The sequence below is a fragment of the Echinicola shivajiensis genome, from assembly GCF_018642165.1.
GTDB lineage: Bacteria > Bacteroidota > Bacteroidia > Cytophagales > Cyclobacteriaceae > Echinicola > Echinicola shivajiensis.
The window spans coordinates 1-21,604 of the sequence record NZ_JAHHZM010000005.1 but is presented as its reverse complement, the minus strand read 5'-3'; the positions used below and the strand labels follow the sequence as shown (position 1 = coordinate 21,604).

21 protein-coding genes and 1 rRNA gene are annotated in these 21,604 nt (G+C 38.7%); 6 read left to right on the top strand and 16 right to left on the bottom strand.

All coding sequences use genetic code 11. The features are described from left to right. Positions 1-12 precede the first annotated feature (12 nt). On the top strand, positions 13-303 hold the full coding sequence (locus KMW37_RS10485; RefSeq protein WP_215224581.1) for a thiamine-binding protein: 291 nt from the start codon (positions 13-15) through the stop codon (positions 301-303). A 143-nt stretch (positions 304-446) separates the two neighbouring features. Here KMW37_RS10485 and KMW37_RS10480 read toward each other — a convergent pair whose 3' ends face one another. Genes KMW37_RS10480 through KMW37_RS10465 form a run of 4 tightly spaced genes read right to left on the bottom strand, consistent with a single transcriptional unit; the run spans position 447 to position 4,127 of the window. Further along, positions 447-1,709, bottom strand: a complete 1,263-nt coding sequence (locus KMW37_RS10480) for a replication-associated recombination protein A (RefSeq protein ID WP_215224580.1) — start codon at positions 1,707-1,709, stop codon at positions 447-449. A gap of 32 nt (positions 1,710-1,741) precedes the next feature. Then, positions 1,742-2,755, bottom strand: a complete 1,014-nt coding sequence (locus tag KMW37_RS10475) for a threonine aldolase family protein (protein WP_215224845.1) — start codon at positions 2,753-2,755, stop codon at positions 1,742-1,744. Further along, the gene (locus KMW37_RS10470; RefSeq protein ID WP_215224579.1) at positions 2,745-3,662 is read right to left on the bottom strand and encodes a glycerophosphodiester phosphodiesterase family protein; all 918 of its coding nucleotides are present in this window, start codon (positions 3,660-3,662) and stop codon (positions 2,745-2,747) included. The genes KMW37_RS10475 and KMW37_RS10470 overlap by 11 nt, the downstream gene beginning before the upstream one ends. Before the next feature lie 3 nt (positions 3,663-3,665). Further along, positions 3,666-4,127 carry a DUF2721 domain-containing protein gene (locus tag KMW37_RS10465; RefSeq protein WP_215224578.1) on the bottom strand — a complete coding sequence of 154 codons (462 nt, stop codon included), beginning with the start codon at positions 4,125-4,127 and terminating at the stop codon, positions 3,666-3,668. A gap of 803 nt (positions 4,128-4,930) precedes the next feature. Between KMW37_RS10465 and KMW37_RS10460 the strand changes: the two genes are divergently transcribed. After that, positions 4,931-6,622, top strand: coding sequence for a carbamoyltransferase family protein (locus KMW37_RS10460; protein ID WP_215224577.1), 1,692 nt, complete (start codon positions 4,931-4,933; stop codon positions 6,620-6,622). A 224-nt stretch (positions 6,623-6,846) separates the two neighbouring features. Here KMW37_RS10460 and KMW37_RS10455 read toward each other — a convergent pair whose 3' ends face one another. The 3 genes from KMW37_RS10455 to lpdA all read right to left on the bottom strand — a co-directional run bounded on the left by KMW37_RS10455 (position 6,847) and on the right by lpdA (position 9,695). After that, the gene (locus KMW37_RS10455; RefSeq protein ID WP_215224576.1) at positions 6,847-7,668 is read right to left on the bottom strand and encodes an anti-sigma factor; all 822 of its coding nucleotides are present in this window, start codon (positions 7,666-7,668) and stop codon (positions 6,847-6,849) included. Next, positions 7,668-8,201, bottom strand: coding sequence for an RNA polymerase sigma factor (locus KMW37_RS10450; protein WP_215224575.1), 534 nt, complete (start codon positions 8,199-8,201; stop codon positions 7,668-7,670). The genes KMW37_RS10455 and KMW37_RS10450 overlap by 1 nt, the downstream gene beginning before the upstream one ends. A gap of 96 nt (positions 8,202-8,297) precedes the next feature. Next, positions 8,298-9,695, bottom strand: a complete 1,398-nt coding sequence (gene lpdA, locus KMW37_RS10445; RefSeq protein WP_215224574.1) for a dihydrolipoyl dehydrogenase — start codon at positions 9,693-9,695, stop codon at positions 8,298-8,300. A 227-nt stretch (positions 9,696-9,922) separates the two neighbouring features. Between lpdA and fabG the strand changes: the two genes are divergently transcribed. From fabG to KMW37_RS10430, 3 genes are all read left to right on the top strand, one after another. Beyond that, the gene (gene fabG / locus KMW37_RS10440) at positions 9,923-10,669 is read left to right on the top strand and encodes a 3-oxoacyl-[acyl-carrier-protein] reductase (protein WP_215224573.1); all 747 of its coding nucleotides are present in this window, start codon (positions 9,923-9,925) and stop codon (positions 10,667-10,669) included. A 211-nt stretch (positions 10,670-10,880) separates the two neighbouring features. After that, a complete protein-coding gene (locus KMW37_RS10435; RefSeq protein ID WP_215224572.1) occupies positions 10,881-11,729 on the top strand; it encodes an SPFH domain-containing protein in 849 nt (282 codons plus the stop codon). A gap of 14 nt (positions 11,730-11,743) precedes the next feature. Further along, on the top strand, positions 11,744-11,923 hold the full coding sequence (locus tag KMW37_RS10430; protein ID WP_215224571.1) for an Arc family DNA binding domain-containing protein: 180 nt from the start codon (positions 11,744-11,746) through the stop codon (positions 11,921-11,923). Positions 11,924-11,935: 12 nt separating this feature from the next. Here the strand turns inward: KMW37_RS10430 and KMW37_RS10425 are convergent, their stop codons facing one another. From KMW37_RS10425 to KMW37_RS10415, 3 genes are read right to left on the bottom strand one after another with little or no spacing between them, the layout of a single operon-like run. After that, a complete protein-coding gene (locus tag KMW37_RS10425) occupies positions 11,936-13,426 on the bottom strand; it encodes a TolC family protein (RefSeq protein ID WP_215224570.1) in 1,491 nt (496 codons plus the stop codon). After that, positions 13,419-14,780: an ABC transporter permease gene (locus KMW37_RS10420; protein ID WP_215224569.1), complete on the bottom strand. Its 1,362-nt coding sequence runs from the start codon at positions 14,778-14,780 to the stop codon at positions 13,419-13,421. The genes KMW37_RS10425 and KMW37_RS10420 overlap by 8 nt, the downstream gene beginning before the upstream one ends. 11 nt (positions 14,781-14,791) lie before the next feature. Then, positions 14,792-16,162: an efflux RND transporter periplasmic adaptor subunit gene (locus KMW37_RS10415; RefSeq protein ID WP_215224568.1), complete on the bottom strand. Its 1,371-nt coding sequence runs from the start codon at positions 16,160-16,162 to the stop codon at positions 14,792-14,794. 196 nt (positions 16,163-16,358) lie between these two features. Here KMW37_RS10415 and KMW37_RS10410 point away from each other — a divergent pair, with 196 nt between their 5' ends. Beyond that, positions 16,359-17,120: a class I SAM-dependent methyltransferase gene (locus tag KMW37_RS10410; RefSeq protein WP_215224567.1), complete on the top strand. Its 762-nt coding sequence runs from the start codon at positions 16,359-16,361 to the stop codon at positions 17,118-17,120. 1 nt (position 17,121) lies between these two features. Here KMW37_RS10410 and KMW37_RS10405 read toward each other — a convergent pair whose 3' ends face one another. From KMW37_RS10405 to rrf, 6 genes are all read right to left on the bottom strand, one after another. Continuing rightward, positions 17,122-18,084 (bottom strand): glycosyltransferase, encoded by a 963-nt coding sequence (locus KMW37_RS10405; protein ID WP_215224566.1) that lies wholly within the window; start codon positions 18,082-18,084, stop codon positions 17,122-17,124. Further along, a complete protein-coding gene (locus tag KMW37_RS10400) occupies positions 18,084-19,046 on the bottom strand; it encodes a glycosyltransferase family 2 protein (protein WP_215224565.1) in 963 nt (320 codons plus the stop codon). Before KMW37_RS10400 ends, KMW37_RS10405 begins: the two co-directional genes overlap by 1 nt. Next, on the bottom strand, positions 19,047-19,574 hold the full coding sequence (locus tag KMW37_RS10395) for a DUF4199 domain-containing protein (protein ID WP_215224564.1): 528 nt from the start codon (positions 19,572-19,574) through the stop codon (positions 19,047-19,049). Between the two features lie 5 nt (positions 19,575-19,579). Continuing rightward, a complete protein-coding gene (locus KMW37_RS10390; RefSeq protein ID WP_215224563.1) occupies positions 19,580-20,092 on the bottom strand; it encodes a DUF4199 domain-containing protein in 513 nt (170 codons plus the stop codon). Continuing rightward, the gene (locus tag KMW37_RS10385; protein ID WP_215224562.1) at positions 20,085-21,329 is read right to left on the bottom strand and encodes a dihydroorotase; all 1,245 of its coding nucleotides are present in this window, start codon (positions 21,327-21,329) and stop codon (positions 20,085-20,087) included. Before KMW37_RS10385 ends, KMW37_RS10390 begins: the two co-directional genes overlap by 8 nt. 167 nt (positions 21,330-21,496) lie before the next feature. Next, a 5S ribosomal RNA gene (gene rrf, locus KMW37_RS10380) occupies positions 21,497-21,602 on the bottom strand. Between the last annotated feature and the right edge of the window lie 2 nt (positions 21,603-21,604).

Here is a 21,604-nt window from a genome sequence, read left to right as displayed (position 1 = left end):
AATCAAACCAATATGAAATCAATCAATCTTGGATTACAAATCGTTCCTAAAAGCGAAAAACTGGACACTTATAGCCTTGTGGACAAAGCTATAGAGGTTATTCAAGCTTCAGGGGTAAAATATGAAGTCAACCCATTTGAAACCGTAATGGAGGGTCCAGAGGACAAATTAATGGCTATTGCCAAAAAAGCCCAAGATGCAGTGCTGGATGCTGGAGCTGACGAAGTATTGGTGTATTACCGCATGCAAATCAGAAAAAACGGTGATGTCACCATGGGTGAAAAAACGGATAAGCACAGATAAGAACTCACCCCATATTGATTTCTTTTAAAGAGAATTCCTAAAATGAGAGCATCTCAAATCCATAGAGACACGCTCATTTTATTTTTATATTCCTTTTGAAACACCTTCTAAAGATTATTATCAAACGAAGAATCACACACGGGTTAGTACCCGTACTTTTTACCCCACATTCTTTGAAGGTTTTTCCTGAGATCATTTTCTCTGGCATTTTTACCAGGATCATACAGCTTTTGCCCTTTTAGTTTATCCGGCATAAATTCCTCGTCCACAAAATTCCCCTCGTAATCGTGCGCATATTTATACCCTTTACCATAATTCAAATCCTTCATCAATTTAGTTGGGGCATTTCTAAGATGAATAGGAACGGGCAAATCCCCCTCCTGTCGTACGATTGCCTGAGCTTTATTGATAGCCATATAACTGGCATTACTCTTTGCAGAACTGGCCAAATAAGTCACACATTGAGAAAGGATTATCCTGGCTTCAGGATAACCTATTATTTTCACTGCATCAAAGCACTGTGTAGCTAAAAGCAGCGCATTAGGATTAGCATTCCCAATATCCTCAGAAGCCAATATCACCAACCTTCTGGCAATAAACTTAACATCCTCTCCCCCTTCAATCATCCTTGCCAGCCAATAAACTGCCGCATTGGGATCAGACCCCCTGATAGACTTAATAAATGCCGAAATGATATCATAATGCTGCTCTCCTGATTTATCATAAATCGCCACCTTTTGCTGTGCTATGGAAGTAACTTTATCATTGGTCACCACTACAGGATCTTCTGGAATAGCATTAATCACTATTTCCAAAAGGTTCAACAGTTTCCTTCCATCTCCGCCCGATAATCTCAGCAAAGCCTCTGTTTCTTTCAGGTCTACCTGCTTATTTTTTAAAAGAACATCTTCCTTCAATGCCTGCGTGATCATTGCCTCCAAATCTTCCCTTTCAAGAGAATTAAGTGTAAATACCTGGCATCTTGACAGCAATGCAGCATTCACTTCAAAAGAAGGGTTTTCGGTGGTAGCTCCTATCAACCTGATCTGGCCTTTCTCCACAGCCCCCAATAAGGCATCTTGCTGTGATTTATTGAACCGGTGAATCTCATCAATAAACAAAACAACACCCTGCTGAAAACGGGCCTTTTCTATCACAGCCCGAATATCTTTTACCCCAGCACTAATCGCACTCAACGTATAAAAAGGAGCCTTTACCTCATTGGCAATTATATTGGCAATGGTGGTTTTCCCAACCCCTGGAGGCCCCCAAAGAATCAAAGAGGGCACCGTCCCCGATTTTATGGCACGATATAAAAAAGTATTTGGTGCAGTAAGATGGGACTGCCCAATCAATTCTTCCAACTTGCTTGGCCTCATTCTTTCTGCTAATGGCTCTTGACTCATGCTCTCGCTGCTTTTTTTTATTTATGGTAATTTTATGAAGGCAAAAACTTCCTTTCAAATTCTTCCAGATGCGCATCGGTAAAATCCAAATGCGTCACAAAACGGACCTGATCTTTTCCAAACTGCACAGCCCTTATCCCCTTGGATGCAAGATCGCTCAACATTTGCTTAGGACTGATCCCTTCTAGCTTTGCTATCACAATATTAGTATGCACTGGAAGAATTTCAGAAACATTTGGGTGTTGTTGTAACAAGTTGCCTAGAACCTTTGCCCTCCTGTGATCTTCAGCAAGTCGTTCAATATGATGCTCCAAAGCATAAATACCTGCAGCTGCCAGATAGCCCGCCTGACGCATTCCTCCTCCCATTGATTTCCTTATTCTTCTCGCTCTTTTAATGGTTTCTCTATCTCCCAATAAAACAGAGCCCACAGGACAACCCAAGCCTTTACTAAGGCAGACAGAAATAGTATCAAACATCCCTCCCCAATCTCTGGGACTTTCTTTACTTTCCACCAGTGCATTGAATATCCTAGCTCCGTCCAAATGCAATTTCAAACCTTCCTCTTTACAGACCTTATAAATAGATTGAACTTCATCCAAAGTATAGATACTTCCTCCACCTTTATTCATTGTATTTTCTAAAGATACCAAGGCACTTTCTGCCGCATGCACATCATATGGATTGACTGCTTCCTTAACATCTTCCGCATTCACCTTCCCCAATTCTCCCTCCAACAACTTCACTGAAGCAAAAGCATTGGACATAATCCCTCCAGCCTCATAAAGAAATATATGGGAATTTTTATGACATATAACTTCCTTTTGAGGACCGGTGTGAAGCTTAACAGCAATCTGATTGGTCATGGTTCCTGAAGGGCAAAAAAGACCTGCTTCCATTCCAAAAACATCAGCTAACTTTTCCTCTAAACGACTTACACTAGTATCTTCTCCAAAAACATCATCGCCCACTTCTGCCTCAAACATGGCTTGCTTCATTTCAGAAGTGGGTTTTGTAAATGTGTCACTTCTTAATTCAATATTCATCATTATGCTGTTTTATCACTTTTGCCACTTCTATCGGTCTATCCGTAGCCAAAATATCGGCTCCATTTTCTACAAACACCCTATAAATATGGTCACCTCTAGCAATGGCTCTTTTATCTAAATTCCCCAACACTCCTAGAATGGTAATGACACCATGATCATGAAGGATTTTATTGATGGATTTTCTTCTCTCTGTCAAACCGGTAAAGGCTATAATATTTTCAAATGGGATACCTGTTTCCACAAATCGGCTCCACTCTTCTTCATTTCTTATAGTAACTGAAAGCATTAGCTCAGAATTCAAATGAAACAGTTTTTTGGCTGCCTCCAAACTATATGTAATCAACACTACATAAGCTTCAGTTTCGGTTTCCTCAATTTCCTTTAGCACCAGTTCATAGGGAACATTATCTTTAATATCCAAGGTCAGCACTGTCTTTCCTTTGGTCCATTTCAAAACATCTCTTAGACTGGGAATTTTGAATTCACTCACCTTCCCTTCCAAGTCCACTAAACTCAACTCTTTTATCTCATCAAATGTCATATCCGCCACCCGTCCTTTACCAGTACTTGTTCGATCCAGCGTATTATCATGCATCATAACTAATACCGAGTCCTTGGTCATGGAAATATCACATTCAATAATCGAAGGTGTTTTATCCAAAATATAATCAAATAGCGCTATAGAGTTTTCAGGATAACCTGAATAGCTCCCCCCTCGATGGGCGCTTACCATAGGTTCCCTATCTGGACTCCACTTAAAAAACTGCTTGGTAGCCCTTACATCTGAAAATTGCAAATAGTGTTTTTCTCCAGTTGACTTCTGGCCTTCTGATGGACCTGAACAGCTTATAATGCTTATGGCAAAAAAACAGACACCCCACTTATTAAGCGTATTTAAAATCATCCCCTACGAATTATCAGATGGATTATTGGGTTCCTTAAACATAAAAGTAAATGGGCCTTTTGACTTTTTAAATGTCTCTTCCATTCCTCCCAGCTCTATATTCAAGGCTTTGGTTGATAAATTAATCTCGATCAGTGAAATCATTAATGAAACCAACAAAGCAATCATGCTCAGCATAAACACAATATTGGCAGCTGTCCTTATTTCTTGGTAAATCAAAAACATACAAATAACACACAGCAAAAAGCTTAACACTCCAAAAATCTGCATGTTCTTGATCATATTCACTCGCTTTCGCAAATTCTTCAATTGTTCCAGTAACAGCACTTCTTCTGGATTCTCCCTATACCGTTCATTCAATCCTCTAATCAAACTAGCCATGGCCAAAAACCTATTGGTATACGCCAACATTAGCAAAGTAATAGCCGAGAATAAAAGTGCAGGTGTTGAAAGTTCCAGTTGCATAATTTGGTGGGCTTTAAGAAGTCTAAATTCTATAATTTTCGGGTAAAATAAAAACCATTAAAGGCTATTTGACAGTATTTGACTGCAATCAAAAATATACATCACTGGGTTATCCTAATACTCAAAAAAGGTATTGAAATTAGTTTTAAGCATTTAGTAATAATCCGATCCATCTATCAAGCATTAATGCACTTCGAATGACCTATTTATAAACAAAGTGGAGATTGACAGGATTAATCTTGACTATTCCTTATTTCTTGGAGTAAGGTGTAAAAAAAACAATCTGTATATCTGATATTCCACCAGTAAGGATTACCCCTCAAAAATGACACATATTTCACAGAAATAATTAATTAAACCTGTCTTCCGCCAGGTAGATCAGCGGAAATCCATGGAATCCGTGAGAAATAAAGCTACTGGTGTGAAAACGGATAATCATCATCAAAAAGCTTAGCCTACACCAAACAATAGAATTGCCTTAACTTTTTAAAGTTCCTCCCCTGTGCCATGTAACTTTTTGCTGCACTATCCTTGTTCACACCTTGGAATATACACTTTCAATAAAAATATTTTAAAATCACTATTTTGTATTTTAAATAATATTTTTTGCAATTTAGATTTATTTTAAAAGATTTAAATCTGAAAGTTAGAACAAATGAGGAGAGTAAAAAGCTATCAATGACACTTTTAATTTATGTACTTCACAAACATTAAATAAAGGCTAACATCCCAATTAGTCTATTTTGGATTCGAGATATAAATACTAACAATAATTTTTATTACAAATATTAATTTTTAACAATATGAATATACTCGGCTTAAATTACTATTACCATGACACGACAGCCTCTATCGTTCAAGACGGTAAGCTTATCGTTGCCATAGAAGAAGAAAGACTTACAAGGCAAAAACACACATGGTCCTTCCCTTCACACTCTGCAAAAAAAGTCATGAGTGTTACCAATCTCAGACCTGAAGATTTTGATCATATTGCGGTATCCATCAGGCCCACTTTAAACATTGCTCCCCGTGTAGCATATGGAATCTCAAACCTAAGAAACCTCAAACCCTTTCTTAAGCATGAATTCATTAGTGGCTCAAGTAAGCAAAGGGCTTTTTGGAAATGGTTTAAACAAAATTGGGGATCTTCTACCAAAAAGCCTCAGATTCATTTCATCCCTCATCACATCTCCCACGCCGCAGGAAGTTTCTATGTATCTCCTTATGAAAAAGCCGCTTTGCTTGGGATCGATGGCTCAGGAGAATGGGCCACAGCCTTTCTTGGATATGGAGAGGGAAACAAAATAACAGAATATAAGCAAAGTTACTTCCCTAATTCCTTAGGATCATTTTATGAAGCCATCACACAGTTTTGTGGATTTCAACCCAATTATGATGAGGGTAAGACAATGGGACTTGCTCCACTTGGAAATCCCAACAAACATTATGAGAAAATGCAAAAACTCGTCTCGATAAAAAAAGACGGGGATATCAATATTGATCTTTCCTATTTTAGTTATCAATTCTGGGGACACAATCGATTTTCAAAAAAATTCATAGACACTTTTGGCAGCCCAAGAAACAAAAAAGAAGACTTCAAGCAACACCACCTTGATGTTGCTGCTGCCGCTCAGAAAGTTTTAGAGGAATGTATCCTCAAATTATGTGATATTCTTTATAAAAAGACACAGGCGGATTACCTCGTTATGGCAGGTGGAGTAGCATTGAATAGTGTAGCTAATGGTAGAATAATAAGAGAAAGCAACTTTAAGGATATCTATATTATGCCAGCCGCTGGTGACAATGGATCAGGTATTGGGGCCTCCTATTATGTTTACAACAAAATTCTAAACAAGTCCAGGAACTTCGTTCATTTAGACCCCTATATCGGTACAGAATACACAAATGATCATATTAAAAAATTGATTGATGAGTGTAAACTAAATGCAGAATATCACGAGAACATCTGTGACAAAGCTGCTAAACTACTTAATGGCGGCCATATCCTTGGCTGGTTTCAGGGTAAAATGGAAATTGGTCCCCGCTCACTAGGCAACAGAAGTATTCTTGCGAATCCAACACTTCCACATATGAAGGACAAAATCAATGCTGAAGTAAAGCATAGAGAAGCATATAGACCTTTTGCTCCTTCCTGCACTTATGAAGCAAAAAGTGAATTTTTCGAAACAGATGTTGAAGCATCATTCATGCTAAAGGTTTGTAATGTCAAAGAGAAATGGAAGGAAAAACTCCCTGCCATAACTCATGTCGATGGAAGTGCTCGACTGCAAACCGTTAGAAAGGAAATCAACCCTAGGTATCATGAATTGCTAACTAAATTTGGCATGCTTAGCGGAGCTCCAGTGCTGTTAAACACAAGTTTCAACATTATGGGCGAGCCGATAGTTGAATCACCTACACAGGCTTTAAGATGCTTCTTTTCAACAGGCCTTGACTACCTGATCCTTGGCAACTACCTTATCAAAAAGCAATAATGATGAGCTTTTAAATTTTAGTAAAAAACATCATCATTATCCATTCTTAAGATTTAATAAAAAATCGTAATTGGCTCTAAGCTAAATTAAAATAGGAAAAAGGAAAGGATATGTTAGAAAACAAACAAGCCAGTTCATTTTGAACAGGCTTGTTTGTTTATTTTCCTAGAGAAATTTATTAAACTAAATTAGTTCAACCACTCCTCCAAATACTTAATATTACCTTATGCCACTTCCCCAATAACCACTAGATTTTCTAATGTAGGTGATTCGCTACCTCCTTTAGGCTCAATAGTAATTGCAAAAGCTCCTGCACTGGCTGCCGCTTCCATTTGTTGCAACTTAAGCTTCTCTCCTGCCTTTACGATTCCAATACCTACAGGCCCTTCATCTCCAATAGCCCATAATTGGTAATCCTTATCAGCATCTAAACTGGAAAGATTATTTACAGAAACAAAAACTTCTTTGGTATCCTTATCCCAGAAAACATCCACCAAGGCATCTTTCTGTAAGTCAAAACTTGACCCTGACATTGGAACCCTTTCATAGTTTTTGGAAAGCAAAGTTTCCAACTGATCCCCGGTTTCTTCAAATCGCGCCTTATTAATATTTAGCTCCTGAGCCAAAACATTTCTCTCTTCTACCAGACTGGTGAATTTATTTTCTACATCGTAGAACCTCACTGCAAAATAAACCGCTGCACTTATGGCCATAATGGCTACAATTGAAGCAGCTACAGCATAACTTTTCCAAGGCTGTAAGGCAACCTCTTTAGTTGGAGTAGCTGTCACTTCCTTCTCAGTGACTTTTGGAGCATCCAGCTCTTGACTTAGGGTGTCAAATATTTTATCCTTCACCTCATCTGAAGGCTTAACCCCCATTTCGTTGTCAAAAGCAAACATGGCCTCCTCTATCTCTTCCAGCTCCCGCTTGATTTCAGGATACTGCTTAGAGAGTTGAAGCACTTCTTCTCGCTCTCTATCACTGAGTTCACCCAGCACAAAAAGCTCCAACTTACCTGACGCTATGTAAGATTGAATATCCACTAAATTCTATTAATATTCTTTTTTAACACATTGATGGCCGCACGAATCCTGGACTTCACCGTTCCCAGTGGAATCTCATATTCTTCAGAAATCTCAGAATGAGTGTAACCTTTAAAATAAATACATTCGACCACGAATCTTTGTTCCTCATTCAAACTGCTCATGAGGTCCTTTACGCCAATTCCATCCACTGCTTCCAATGTGCTTGACGATCCTTCTAAACCATATACGTAGTTGTCAATTGTATTGGTCTTACTGCTTTTAGAAAATTCTTTCGACCGGGTTTTGTCTATTGCTGCATTCCTACAGACATTGGCCATCCAAGTATACAGTCTACCTTTTGATTCATCATAGCTGTCTATTTTTCGGATGATTTTGACAAAAGCATCGTGAAAAACTTCCTCTGCAATATCGCGGTCTTTGATCACCCTGGCTATAACTGCAAACAAGGCCTTGGAATACTTTTCATAAAGATAGTCCACCGTTTGCCGATCCCGAGCTCTAAGTCCTGTTATAAGTTGTTCTTCTTGCAAAAGTTGCTGAGGGTTAATTATTATTTTGCCTTTTAAAAAGAAAACACGAGAAGGTATCCCTTCTCGTGTCATAATATTATAATAAGTTATTCAATTTTACAAGTGAATCACCTCATCATATGCTGCAGCTGCCGCTTCCATCACCGCTTCCGACATGGTTGGGTGAGGGTGCACTGTCTTAATCAACTCATGACCAGTAGTTTCCAGTTTTCTAATCGCAACAATTTCAGCGATCATTTCTGTAACATTAAAACCAATCATATGTGCCCCAAGCAATTCACCATATTTAGCATCAAAGATCAACTTTACAAATCCATCTTTCGCACCTGCCGCAGACGCTTTTCCAGAAGCAGAGAATGGGAATTTACCAACCTTAAGGTCATATCCAGCCTCTTTTGCTTTTGCCTCGGTATACCCTACAGATGCAATCTCAGGCGAACAGTATGTACAACCTGGGATATTACCATAATCCAAAGGCTCTGGGTTATGTCCAGCAATTTTCTCAACGCAGATAATTCCTTCAGCTGAAGCTACGTGCGCCAATGCAGGACCTGGAATCACATCACCGATGGCATAATAACCTGGCATATTGGTCTTGTAGAACTCATCTACTTGGATACGTCCTTTATCTACCACGATCCCTACATCTTCAAGACCACAGTTTTCAATATTGGCAACAACTCCGGCAGCAGAAAGAACCACATCACAATCAAGGGTTTCTTCACCTTTCTTGCCTTTTACAGTTACCTTACAACCATCACCTTTGGTATCTACAGCAGTTACTTCGGTGCTGGTCATTATTTTCATTCCAGCCTTTTTATAGATCTTTTCCAAAGTCTTGGACACATCTGCATCTTCATTTGGAACAATTCTATCCATAAATTCAACTATAGTAACCTCAGTACCTATAGCAGCATAGAAATAAGCAAATTCTACCCCAATGGCACCAGAACCTACCACAACCATTTTCTTAGGCTGCTTTTCCAAGGTCATGGCCTTGCGGTAACCAATAATTTTTTCATCATCGATCTTGATAGCAGGAAGCTCTCTAGATCTTGCACCAGTAGCTATGATAATATTATCAGCGCTGTAGGTGGTTTTATTACCATCCTTATCTTCAACTTCTACCTTTTTGCCAGGCTTCACTTTACCCCAGCCCAAAAGTTGCTCAATCTTGTTTTTCTTGAATAAGAACTGGATTCCCTTGCTCATTCCTTCCGCTACTCCCCTACTTCTCTTCACCATTCCTCCAAAATCAGCTTCGGCATCCTTAACAGAAATACCGTAATCACTTGCATGATTGATGTATTCAAAAACCTGAGCGCTTTTCAACAAAGCTTTGGTAGGAATACATCCCCAGTTCAAACAAATACCACCCAATTCGGCAGCTTCTACAACGGCAGTTTTAAGGCCTAGCTGAGATGCGCGGATTGCCGCCACATATCCACCTGGACCACTACCTACTACAATAACATCAAATTTAGTTGAAGACATATATATGTTTTTTAAATAGCTTTCTTAACCAACGCAAATTTAAAATATTTAAGCTCAGAAAAAAATTTGGTTTCCATTATTCAAAAAGCCTTAAGGCAATTTAAAATCATATTATATAGATGCTAAAAAGGATCGGGCTGAACTACCTTTAAAACCATTAGCAACTTGTTTTTGGGAATAAATCCCTATTTTTGACCATTCAATATGAACTAACAATAACAATCAATATGGGATTACTTTCAGGAAAGACAGCCCTTATTACCGGGGCTTCCAAAGGAATAGGTAGAGCAATAGCTATAAAATACGCACAAGAAGGCGCCAACGTCGCTTTCACATTTTTATCAAGCGTAGAAAAAGGACAGGCCTTGGAAAAGGAATTGGCTGAATTTGGCATAAAAGCCAAAGGCTACCGTTCTGATGCTTCAGACTTTCAAGCTGCTGACGAATTGGTAGCTGATGTAGTGAAGGAATTTGGTTCTTTGGATATTTTGGTAAACAATGCCGGAATTACCCGCGACAATTTATTGATGAGAATGACCGAAGAAGCATGGGACGAAGTAATGAATATCAACCTAAAATCTTGCTTCAATACCGTGAAAGCGGCCAATAGAACCATGATGAAGCAAAAATCAGGAAGCATCATCAATATCACTTCTGTGGTAGGTATCAAAGGAAATGCCGGCCAAGCCAACTATGCTGCCTCTAAAGCCGGCATCATAGGGTTCACCAAATCAGTAGCCTTGGAATTGGGCTCAAGAGGCATCCGAAGCAATGCTGTTGCTCCTGGTTTTATCGAAACTGAGATGACAGAAGTATTGGACGAAAAAACTGTTCAAGGCTGGAGAGACGCCATCCCTATGAAGCGAGGTGGGAAGCCTGAAGAAGTGGCTGATGCCTGTGTATTCCTAGGCTCTGATATGAGTTCTTATATTTCAGGACAGGTTATTCAGGTCAACGGAGCTATGTTGACTTAAGCATAAAAACAAAGCCTTAAGATCAAAGAGCCAAGAAAAAAGATTCTTGGCTCTTTTTTTTATTCTCAGAAGTTACGCCCGCTTCGATTATTTCAAACTTTATTTTGGTTGAGCTAAGCAAATCGCACACTAATCTTTTATGTTTTTGAACACAACTTTTTTAACGAACAACCCGTTAATCATTATGATATCATTTTAACATCATAACAATATGGAAAAAATAACTAAGCCCATTTCAGGTTATATCATGGTTTTTATTGAACTGTTGATCATAGCGGCCATTATTATGTTCGTAGTTAGCGGCAAAATTGCGCTGGGAATAATTGCTGGGATAATATTCATCTTTATTCTTCCAGGATTCTTTATCGTGGAACCGAACAAAGCCATGGTACTGCTCTTATTCGGAGCCTATAAAGGTTCTGTTAAGTCCAACGGTTTCTTTTGGGTAAACCCTCTAATGGTCAAGCAAAAGATTTCCTTAAGAGTGAGGAACTTTGAAAACACCCCTTTAAAAGTAAATGACAAAATAGGTAACCCCGTAATGGTGGGAACCATTGTAGTCTGGAAAGTCGAAGATACTTTCAAAGCATCTTTTGAAGTAAATGACTATGAAAACTTTGTTCATTTGCAAGCAGATGCCGCAGTGAGAAAGATGGCTGGACTTTACCCCTATGACAATTTTGAAGCGGAAGATGCAGAAGTAACTTTGCGTTCTGGAGTAGAGGATGTCAACCAATCCTTAGAGGATGAAATCAGTGAACGTTTACAGCATGCCGGCATTAAGGTAATCGAAGCCCGTATCAGCCACTTAGCCTATGCTTCTGAAATTGCCAGTGCCATGCTTCAGAGACAGCAAGCATCCGCCATAGTTGCCGCTAGAAGAAAAATTGTAGATGGCGCAGTGGGTATGGTAGAAATGGCCCTGGATGATCTGAAAGAAAAAGAAATCATAGACTTTGACGTAGATAAACGCGCCACTATGGTGAGCAACTTAATGGTTGTATTGTGCTCTGATAAAAGTGCCAGTCCTGTACTGAACGTAGGTACCTTACATCAATAATAAAGGATTAAAATATGGCTGGTAAAAAAGCTTTTGCCCTAAGAATAGATGAAAAATTAATGAAGGCTGTGGAGAAATGGGCGGCTGATGAATTCAGAAGTACCAACGGTCAGTTGGAGTGGATGATCCATGATGCCTTAAAAAAAGCAGGTCGCTTACCCAAACCTGGAAACAATAAAAAAGAGGCCGAATAGGCCTCTTTTCTTTTAGTTTTTTGTTTCCAAATCAGGATTATATAATAATTGCTCATTTTGGAAATCATATAATGTCAACTGCCTCAATTCATAATAGGCTGCCCAATATTCTCTTAAAGCAGAAATATATCTTCGCTTATTATCATCCTTTTGGGTCTGCGCTATATTCAAATCAGTAATACTCACCTTTCCGCTTAAATATCTTTGGCGAGAAATCTCATACCTTTTTGCAGCCACCACATCAGCTTTTTCACTAATGACAATTCTATCTTTTAATTGCTGAAAATTTTTCACTTGGGTAAAAATTTCCTGTTCAAAAGTGATCACTTCTTGTTCCAAAGTATAATTTACCAAATCCTGATTGGCTGTAGCTATCCCCATTCTAGCTTTATTTCGTCCCCAATCTAAAATAGGAACGCGAACACTTAAATTAACGATTGCCTGTTGGTTTGGATCCTGATAAACACCCGAAAGATTATTGGCAGCATTATTATACCCATAACTTGCATTCAAATCCATATTAAATCTTTGTCCCTTTGCCTGAGCTACTTGTTCCTCTGCTTCCAACCTTCTTCTTTCGAAAGCTACAGCATCTGATCTATTTTCGAATGCCAACTCAATGGCTTGATTAACATCTACAACAAAATCTGGAATTTCATCAGGAAGGACTAATTCAAATTCAGCACTTTCATTCAATCCAATAAAAGATTTTAATGCCAAAGAAGACGATTCCAAATCCAGTTTAGCTGAAGCCAAATCTTGATCAGCCTCAAGTACCTGCAATTCCACTTGCAATAATTGATCCTCAGTAGTAGTCCCTATATTGTATCTACCCTGCTCAATTTTATAAATAATTTCCGAATTCTCTTTGTTCTGACTAGCTATATTAAAGCTTACTTGGGCCAATAGGTAATTAAAAAACAACTGTGTAGCTCTTTGACTAATTTGCTCCATTTCTTCCACATAACTTTTCTTGCTTTCCTCATATCTGAGAGGCTCTATTTTTCTATCCCACTTCAAGGAATTATAAGCAAAAATTGGTTGGGACAACCTCACATTAACCGGAACACCACTCCATCGAACACCATCCTCACCTTCTCCAGCAAGGTAATTATCAAACCTACTTGTAGAACTATTAACAGATATAGTACCACCTGTTGCTGTTATTCTTTGCTGAAGTCCCAATTCCAAATCAACCAAACTTTGTTCTACTCCCCTATACTCGATGGTACCATCTGGCTGTGTTACCGCCGTCACTGATTGGGAATAATTAGGCAATGTTCCGTTCAAGCTTAACTGGGGATTGTAATTGGACTTGTAAAACCTGTATTGCCAATATAAATTCTCCTTTCTGGTCTGGGCGCTCAATGCAGCAGGTGACACAGATTTTGCCCTGGCTATTATGTCCTGAAGAGAATATTTAAGCCTATCTTGTCCAAAACCCGTACGGGGAATACTTAAAACAGCAATGGCAAATAATAAAAGCGCAATTCGTTTATTCATATCTTAAAGAAGTTATAGGATCTTGACTCGCAGCCCTTTTGGCCGGAGTGATTCCAAAAATTAAACCTACAGTAGCGGCCACACTAAAAGAAACTAAAATAGAAGGTACGGTAATGATAGTCGGGAAATCCCCAAAGCGAGAGACCATACTGGCCAAAATCACCCCTAGAATTACTCCTATAATTCCACCTGAAACAGAAATCATCATGGCTTCAAACAGGAATTGATGTACAATATCTGTCTTCTTGGCTCCCAATGACATTCTAAGACCAATCTCCTTAATCCTTTCCATCACGGAAGCCAACATGATATTCATAATTCCGATACCGCCTACCAAAAGTGAAATTCCAGCAATGGCCCCTAAGACAATATTAAAAATATTCTGGGTCCGCTGCTGCTGTTTGAGCAATAGCTCAGGAATGGTAATTTCAAAATCAATCACGTTATAGTGCTTTCTTTCCAAAAGTCGAGAAAGCACTTCCGCAGTTGGCTGTAACATGGTACTTTCTTTCACTTGCACTACCAACTTATCTATCTGATGAGGGTTAGTTGGAGCAGCACTTCCTGCTTCGGAACCGACTATAGAACGTATTCTTCTGCCCCTGGCACCAGACACAAGGTTTCCAGAAGTAACCATATCACGATTTTTATATCGCACCAACATGGTTTGCACAGGGATATAAACATCCATATTATAATCCCTGATCCCCAACTTGGCAATACTCTTATCTGAAACAATTCTCTCTTCCAATATCCCTATTACCCTTAGCCATTTATTCCCACATTTTATCTTTTTACCAATTGGGTTTTCTGTGCTAAAAAACTTGGTTTGCACCCCTCTCCCTATTATACACACAGGGTCACCTTTTAATAAATTGTTCTCGGTAAACATGGTACCTTCTCGCAATTTAAAGTTGGTGACATCAAAATATTCAGGAGTCACACCTACCAATTTTGCAGACCTTCTTAATCCACTTTTTACGATATAGGTGTCCAAAATAATTTCGGGACTGAGCTTTTGTATCCCCGGAACCACTTCTCTTATTGCCTCAACATCGAGCATTCTAAGACCAGGAGAAAACTTATTCTTCTCCTCACCGGGACCTGAACCATTCGTCGCATCTAGCTCTTCTTCCACCTGCTCGACGATAGGTTCAATGATGATATTATTCACCCCCACCAGTTTGATTTGTTCTAGAATTTCCTTTTGGGCTCCATTACCAATGGCCATCATGGCAATCACCGCTGCCACACCAAATATTATCCCCAATGCCGTCAATAAGGAGCGTAACCTATTGGCCATCACTGCCTCAAAAGCGATATAAAAATTGGAGAGAAGTCTCGTATTAATCATATGTCAAAAAATTAATTTCCTGGTCTCTGTGGTCTTCCATTGGCAGCTCCGCTTCCTCCAGGTCTTCTTTGCTTTTCACTACCCTCTTCAGATTTCTCGGTAGCTTCGCCCTTCTCTGCGTTTCTTTTCCCATTGAGAGCTTCCAGCAACTTAACGGACTGATCTTCATCTGCCCACGAAGGAATGGAAAGATACACTTTATCTCCTTGTTCCAAGCCCATATCGACTACTACTTCATCATAATTAGAAGTTCCCAACTTCACTTCTTGCTTGGCTCCATTATTCAAATAAACATAGTTAATGCTATCATTTTGAACATGGACTGCCTCAAGAGGTACAAACAGTACTTCTCCTAGATCTTGCGCGATAATGGCATTACTGGTGGTCATAGCCGGACGCATAACCGGATCACTTTCATTTACCAAAATAGTTACTTCAAACACTTTGGCATCCGAATTAGGTCTTTGCTGCCCCACATTGGCTACCCTGGTAACTTTACCAGTAAATTTCTTTTCAGGAAAGGCATCTAAACCTATTTCAACCTCTTGGCCTACCTTTACTTTTCTGATTTCTACCTCATTTACATAGGTAATACTTTGCATCTCTGTCAAATCAGGCAAAGTAGCGACAATAGGATTCCATGCACTTATCTGGGATCCTTCCGAAATTTTAGTTCCGTCCCAGTTAGTCTGGTAAATCACCATCCCGTCCTGAGGAGCCTTAATATTAAAATCATCCAACAATGATTTCATTTGCTCAAACTCCCGCTCTTCCTTTCTCAACCTGGCAGTACGCTGCACCATTTGGGCAATGGCCTGGTCGAGCTTTATCTTATAATTTTCTTTGGCTTGGTCCAAATCCCTTTTCGCCTTTTCAAGGTCATATTCATTTTGCTTGATGGTGGCTGGTGGTTCATATTGAGATTGCTCAAGCACCAATTTCTTTTGTTCTACCGTATAATCAAGGTTAAGGATTTTATCCCTCTCCTGTCTTAAAGTTAGCGCTGTATCCAGCTTTGTTTTCTCGTATTCGGCAATCTCTGAATCAAGATTGTTTTGCCCGTCACTAATTTTCCCAAACAGTTCGGATTTATCTAAGGAAGCAATAAAATCCCCCTTCTTCACCACTGTCCCCTCATCCACCATTTTTTCAATGGTCAACTGATTAACCCTAAATTCCCTAGCCCTGACTGGACCAAGAATTTGCACTGATCGGAGCGCTTTCAGTTCTCCTGTAGTGGTTATCTCTACAGTGAAATCTCCCTTCCTTACAGGAACAATCAGGTCCGCAGCCCCTCCGGACGCGGTAGGAGAAAAAATAAAGTACAACAGCACTATAGCTGCCACACTCCCTAAACCAACAAATATTAAATTCTTTTTCATGATTGAATTTTATTAAGCCTAATTACCATTAGCTATAACAACAAAATTAAATTTTTTATCCCTAAGAAAAGACCCAACTACACCCAAATATAGCCATTGAAATAAAACCTCAAACTAAATTCTTAATTAAAAAATGTTAAAAGAGAAAAAATTGTTTTGCTAAATTGCAGCCTTTATAAAATTATCCCCCTGAAAAATGAAGCATATTATCAGTTTTGTCATCCGTTTTATCCCAAGAAGTTTCCTTCAAATGATAAGTCATTTCATCTTGAGGATCATGGCGGTATTCTACAGGGGAGACAAGGTCATCTGCACGGTTTGTGACCATTCTTTCAGTAAATTCTTACCCTATGGGAGAAAGGCCAGAGAAAATGCCCTATGTCCAAATTGCTTGGCTTTGGAGAGACATAGATTGATGTGGTTATTTTTAAAACAAAAAACCAACTTTTTCTCAGCCCCTTTGAAAGTCCTTCACGTAGCTCCAGAATTATGCTTTATTGATCGTTTCGAAAGGTTAGGGAATCTCGAATATATTACTGGAGACATAGAGTCGCCTTTGGCAAAAGTGAAAATGGACATCCACGAAATTCCTTTTGAGGACGAGAGTTTTGATGTAGTTTTCTGTAACCATGTCATGGAACATGTCAATGATGACATTCTAGCATGTAAGGAAATAAACAGAGTCCTCAAACCCAATGGATGGGGCATAATCCAGTCACCTGTTTATGACATTCCTGAAACCCTTGAAGACAAATCCATCACTTCCCCCTCAGAGAGGGAAAAACTTTTTGGCCAAAGGGACCATGTAAGAAAATATGGTCATGATTATGCTAGACGGCTAAGCACCTCCGGATTGGTGGTCGAAGAAAATAATTTTGTTACGGAATTATCCCAAGAGTATATATCCAAACATGCATTACCTCCTAAAGAGATAATCTATTACTGCAAAAAGGGATAAATCAATTTCTCACTTTAAGTTTCAACAGCGCTTTTATCATCCCAGCTCCGTAAGAGAATAACTGGCCGTAGGAGGTAAAAAGAGCCATTGTACCGACCCAAACAGATCTATTCCCTATACTGGCGTCCAAAAACATTCCAAGGCTCCACAAGCCATATAAAACAGCTCCTACAAGAAATATTTTATGACAAACAAAAAAAGATAATAGTATCATAACAGCCCCCAACAAAAAGATTGAAGGCATTAAATGTACCATCTTTATGGATCCGGGATGGTAACGATTGACATTAACTCTATTTATCCCGAAAGAATAACTTTGCTTAAGAAATGACCTAAAATCATTTCTGCGCTTATGGTAGACAAAAGCCTCCTGAACTAACTGCAGGTTAAATCCTGCATTTTTTATCCGAATGCTAAGTTCTATATCTTCTCCTTGATTTGGATCAACAAATCCTCCGAGACGCTCATATACTCTTCTTGAAAAGCCCATATTATAACCTCTCGCCTGGTATTTGTTAGGGTTGGAAACTTTACCTCGAATTCCTCCTGTTGTCCAGAAAGAAGTCATACTGAAGTTAATCGCTTTTTGAAAGTCAGAGAAATCTTCCATTGCAGCATCAGGCCCTCCATGAGCATCCAAACCTTTTCGCTTTATGGCTTCAGCTAGAATTTTAAAATAATCAATGGGAATCACACAATCCGAATCAAAAAAAACCCAATATTTGCCTGCCGCCTTTTCCATACCAAAATTCCGTGCAAATCCCTGCCCACAATTCTCTTGAAAATAATATTGAATATTCAGCCTTTCTTCAAATTCTCCGACCACATCCTTACTTGTTATTGAGGAGCCATCTTCTATGATGATTACCTCAAAATCAGTGTTGGATTGCTTGCAAAGACTTGATAAAAGCTCTCTCAGTTCATCAGGGCGATTATAAACTGGAATTATAACTGAAAAGTACATCAACTTTCCAGGTTTATCTCTTGATCAATATTATAATCGTTCCTTTTCGTGTTGTTTGAAATCAACATTTCAGCCATAAATCCTGTTAAGAAAAGTTGCATTCCCACGATCAAAGCCACTAAAGCCAAATAAAACAATGGTTGATCAGTAATCTCACGTACAAAAAGTCCTTTCTTAAGACCGTAGAATTTTTCAAAAGCCAACCATATGGTGATCAGAAAACCGGTCAAAAAAGACAAAGTACCTAAGGTTCCAAAAAAGTGCATTGGCTTTTTCTTATACCTATTGACAAAAGAGACGGAAATCAAGTCCAAAAAGCCATGAACAAATCGTTCAAGTCCAAATTTCGTCTCTCCATATTTCCTAGCGCGATGATCCACCACTTTCTCCCCAATCTTGGTGAATCCATTCCATTTTGCAATCAGTGGAATGTAACGGTGCATCTCGCCATAAATATAAATTTGTTTGACCACCTTATTTTTATAGGCTTTCAAACCACAATTAAAGTCATGGAGTTTGATACCTGAAATCATCCTGGTCACTCCATTAAAAAAGCGAGAGGGTACAGTTTTACTAATTGGATCATGACGTTTCTTCTTCCAACCAGAAACAATATCGTATCCCTCTACCGTTATCATTTTATAAAGTCCTGGAACCTCTTCAGGACTATCCTGCAGATCGGCGTCCATGGTGATGACTACTTCACCTTTTGCTTTTCCAAAACCAATATCCAGTGCCGCTGATTTTCCATAGTTCCTGCTGAAGCATATTCCTTTGACATGTCCGTTTTCCTGGGCAAGGGTAGAAATCACTCCCCAAGAATTATCAGTACTTCCATCATTGACAAAAATCACTTCATAATTCAGGTTATGCTTAACCATTACCTTATTAATCCAACGGGACAGCTCAGGCAAAGATTCTTCTTCGTTAAAGACTGGAATTACTATGGAAACTTGAATCATTTATGTTAGTTGACTATTCGTTCTTTTATTAATGGCAACAGCGATCAAACCTATAATTACCGCGCCCATTAACGCATTAATTAAGGATGAACCAGCAAAAAATTCAGCAGACTGAAAGAATTTCATAAATGCAGGAACATTATCAGGATCGTAGGTAGCCCCCATTTTTTCCTGGGCTTCTATTTGCGCCTCAACTATTCTTTGAACATATTCTGTATCAATAAACTTAAGGTAAATATAGAATGCAATACTCCTTACAATTCCTCCAATTAAACCTATGAGAAGTACGATCTTAAACCCTTGACCAAAACTCAACAATCCTTCATTGGACTCTCTAAATTCTTTAGTGCTAAAGAAGTAAATTCCAAAGGCAATCAAAATAGCTAATAAGGCGGAGGCAGCCTGAGCTCCAAAACCTTTGGAGGAAAAGTCAAACATTGCTGAGATAAAAACTACTATAGTACCAATAATACCATAAATAAGTCCCCATTTCTTTGAGGTCTCCGCTATTGTCATTCGATCATCCATAATATTTAAGATTTAGTTCTTTTTAAAATTATGGAAATAATAATTGTAAAAAATAATTCCAACATGAAAATTTTCAAAAACACATCCAATGCTATATCGGATATACTCATGTCCAAATTCTTAGCCATAGTTTGGTCAAAGGCCTCCTTATTGACATTTTCAGTGATATAATCTTTCTGACCTTCAAGCCAAGCGATTTTTTCTGCCCTATGGCTAATAAAGATCTCTTGGTCCAAATTTAAAAACAAGGCAATTCCCAATGCAGTCACCAAAGCAAGCAAAGTATAAATCACAAAACCTACAGTCATCCCCTGAGCAAATAATAATTCACCCTCACTACGATAATCCCTGAAGTTCTTAATTCCAATAAAAACAAATACAGGCGTGATCATACAAGCAAAAAACAAGGTAAAGTCAACAGGCTCTAGCTCCAGGGCTTTAAGAATCCAAAATGCTACTAATGAAAGTCCCCCTCCCACTAAGCCAAACAGGTAACTGCTTCTTATGTATTTAGTCATCTAGCCTTGCATATTTACCTTTATTAATTACCACTTTAACTTTACCTTTTAGTGTTTGGTTAAAGTAGGGAGAGTTTGCTGAAAGAGATTTATTGGATTTACTATCAAAAACCCATTCCTCCTCAGGATCAAACAAAGTAATTGAGCTAAACTGCTTTGTTTGGTCTTTTATAACCTTACTAGGGCCAGATGTAACCTTTTGAATCAGTAATGGCCATCCCAATTCTTCCTCAAGCTTAACCATTGCTGGCAAAAAAGTCTGAAGACCACTCATACCAAAAGCTGCCAGATCAAATTCCATATGCTTGGAATCAAAATCTTTAGGCTGATGATTAGAGACAATGGCATCAATAGTGCCATCTTTTAATCCCTCAATTAAAGCATTCCGCTCTTCATCTCCTCTAAATGGAGGAATAACCTTCAAATTGCTATCATAATTGATCAAATCTTCATCTGAAAACAGCAATTGATAAATAGAAATATCCGCACTAATATTCAGCCCATTTGCCTTGGCTTGGCGAATAGCATCCACCCCCTTGGCAGTACTCACGGTCTGTATATGCAGACTTCCTCCTGTATATCTTAGAATCTCTATATTCTTTTGAATCGCCACTTCCTCAGAGAGATTGGGCATTCCTTTCATCCCCAAAGCAGTTGAGGTGTACCCTTCATGCATCTGCCCAAATATAGATAATAATGGATCATAGGATTGATCAAACAAAATCCCATCAAATTTCTGCAAATATTGGAGTACTTTCATCATCCTATCAGAGTTCGAAACAGGTACTACTCCATCTCCAAAAATCTTAACCCCATGATGGTTTACATCCAAGATCTCTGTTAGATCTTCCCCTTTAGTATCCTTTGTTACTGCTCCTTGGATATGAATATCTGTCAAAAAATTACTTACCTTATTTTTAACAAATTCAACTTCATTCTTGGACTGAATAGTAGGTTCTGTATTTGGCAAAATAACAGCTTGTGTGAATCCAGAATATTTAAGAGACTCCCCTAAACTTTCAAAAGTCTCTTGGTATTCAAAACCAGGCTCACTTACACCACAACGTAAATCTATCCAACCTTCCGAACCTAGCCATTTAGAACAATCAATTACCTCATTATTGCCATCATCATTTCCGTCAAAAAGACTTAGTACATCCCCATCAAAGAGATAGTCTTGAGGAGCTGAGATGGAATCTTCTTGAATTAATTTTAAAGATTTAAATAGAATTGCCATGCTGTTATTATTTGTGCAAATCTGCCATTTTTTTTGCTAAAAATTAAGTCACAATCAGAAAAGTTTGTTCATTTAGATCATTTCAGAGAGATAAAGCAAAAAAGTATTCTGTTTTTTAAAATCAAAAAGCCCCTTTAACATTGCTGTAAAAGGGGCCTGATAGGTGAGGGCGGCGACCTACTCTCCCGGGTGTAACCCCAGTACCATCGGCGCGACAGGGCTTAACTTCTCTGTTCGGGATGGGAAGAGGTGGATCCCCTGCGCCGTACCGCCCA

Bases quoted from the DNA above. Each gene is read 5' to 3' on its own strand.
- KMW37_RS10485 (WP_215224581.1), top strand. From the start codon at position 13: ATGAAATCAATCAATCTTGGATTACAAATCGTTCCTAAAAGCGAAAAA.
- KMW37_RS10480 (WP_215224580.1), bottom strand. From the start codon at position 1,709: ATGAGTCAAGAGCCATTAGCAGAAAGAATGAGGCCAAGCAAGTTGGAA.
- KMW37_RS10475 (WP_215224845.1), bottom strand. From the start codon at position 2,755: ATGAATATTGAATTAAGAAGTGACACATTTACAAAACCCACTTCTGAA.
- KMW37_RS10470 (WP_215224579.1), bottom strand. From the start codon at position 3,662: ATGATTTTAAATACGCTTAATAAGTGGGGTGTCTGTTTTTTTGCCATA.
- KMW37_RS10465 (WP_215224578.1), bottom strand. From the start codon at position 4,127: ATGCAACTGGAACTTTCAACACCTGCACTTTTATTCTCGGCTATTACT.
- KMW37_RS10460 (WP_215224577.1), top strand. From the start codon at position 4,931: ATGAATATACTCGGCTTAAATTACTATTACCATGACACGACAGCCTCT.
- lpdA (WP_215224574.1), bottom strand. From the start codon at position 9,695: ATGTCTTCAACTAAATTTGATGTTATTGTAGTAGGTAGTGGTCCAGGT.
- fabG (WP_215224573.1), top strand. From the start codon at position 9,923: ATGGGATTACTTTCAGGAAAGACAGCCCTTATTACCGGGGCTTCCAAA.
- KMW37_RS10435 (WP_215224572.1), top strand. From the start codon at position 10,881: ATGGAAAAAATAACTAAGCCCATTTCAGGTTATATCATGGTTTTTATT.
- KMW37_RS10430 (WP_215224571.1), top strand. From the start codon at position 11,744: ATGGCTGGTAAAAAAGCTTTTGCCCTAAGAATAGATGAAAAATTAATG.
- KMW37_RS10425 (WP_215224570.1), bottom strand. From the start codon at position 13,426: ATGAATAAACGAATTGCGCTTTTATTATTTGCCATTGCTGTTTTAAGT.
- KMW37_RS10420 (WP_215224569.1), bottom strand. From the start codon at position 14,780: ATGATTAATACGAGACTTCTCTCCAATTTTTATATCGCTTTTGAGGCA.
- KMW37_RS10415 (WP_215224568.1), bottom strand. From the start codon at position 16,162: ATGAAAAAGAATTTAATATTTGTTGGTTTAGGGAGTGTGGCAGCTATA.
- KMW37_RS10410 (WP_215224567.1), top strand. From the start codon at position 16,359: ATGAAGCATATTATCAGTTTTGTCATCCGTTTTATCCCAAGAAGTTTC.
- KMW37_RS10405 (WP_215224566.1), bottom strand. From the start codon at position 18,084: ATGTACTTTTCAGTTATAATTCCAGTTTATAATCGCCCTGATGAACTG.
- KMW37_RS10400 (WP_215224565.1), bottom strand. From the start codon at position 19,046: ATGATTCAAGTTTCCATAGTAATTCCAGTCTTTAACGAAGAAGAATCT.
- KMW37_RS10395 (WP_215224564.1), bottom strand. From the start codon at position 19,574: ATGGATGATCGAATGACAATAGCGGAGACCTCAAAGAAATGGGGACTT.
- KMW37_RS10390 (WP_215224563.1), bottom strand. From the start codon at position 20,092: ATGACTAAATACATAAGAAGCAGTTACCTGTTTGGCTTAGTGGGAGGG.
- KMW37_RS10385 (WP_215224562.1), bottom strand. From the start codon at position 21,329: ATGGCAATTCTATTTAAATCTTTAAAATTAATTCAAGAAGATTCCATC.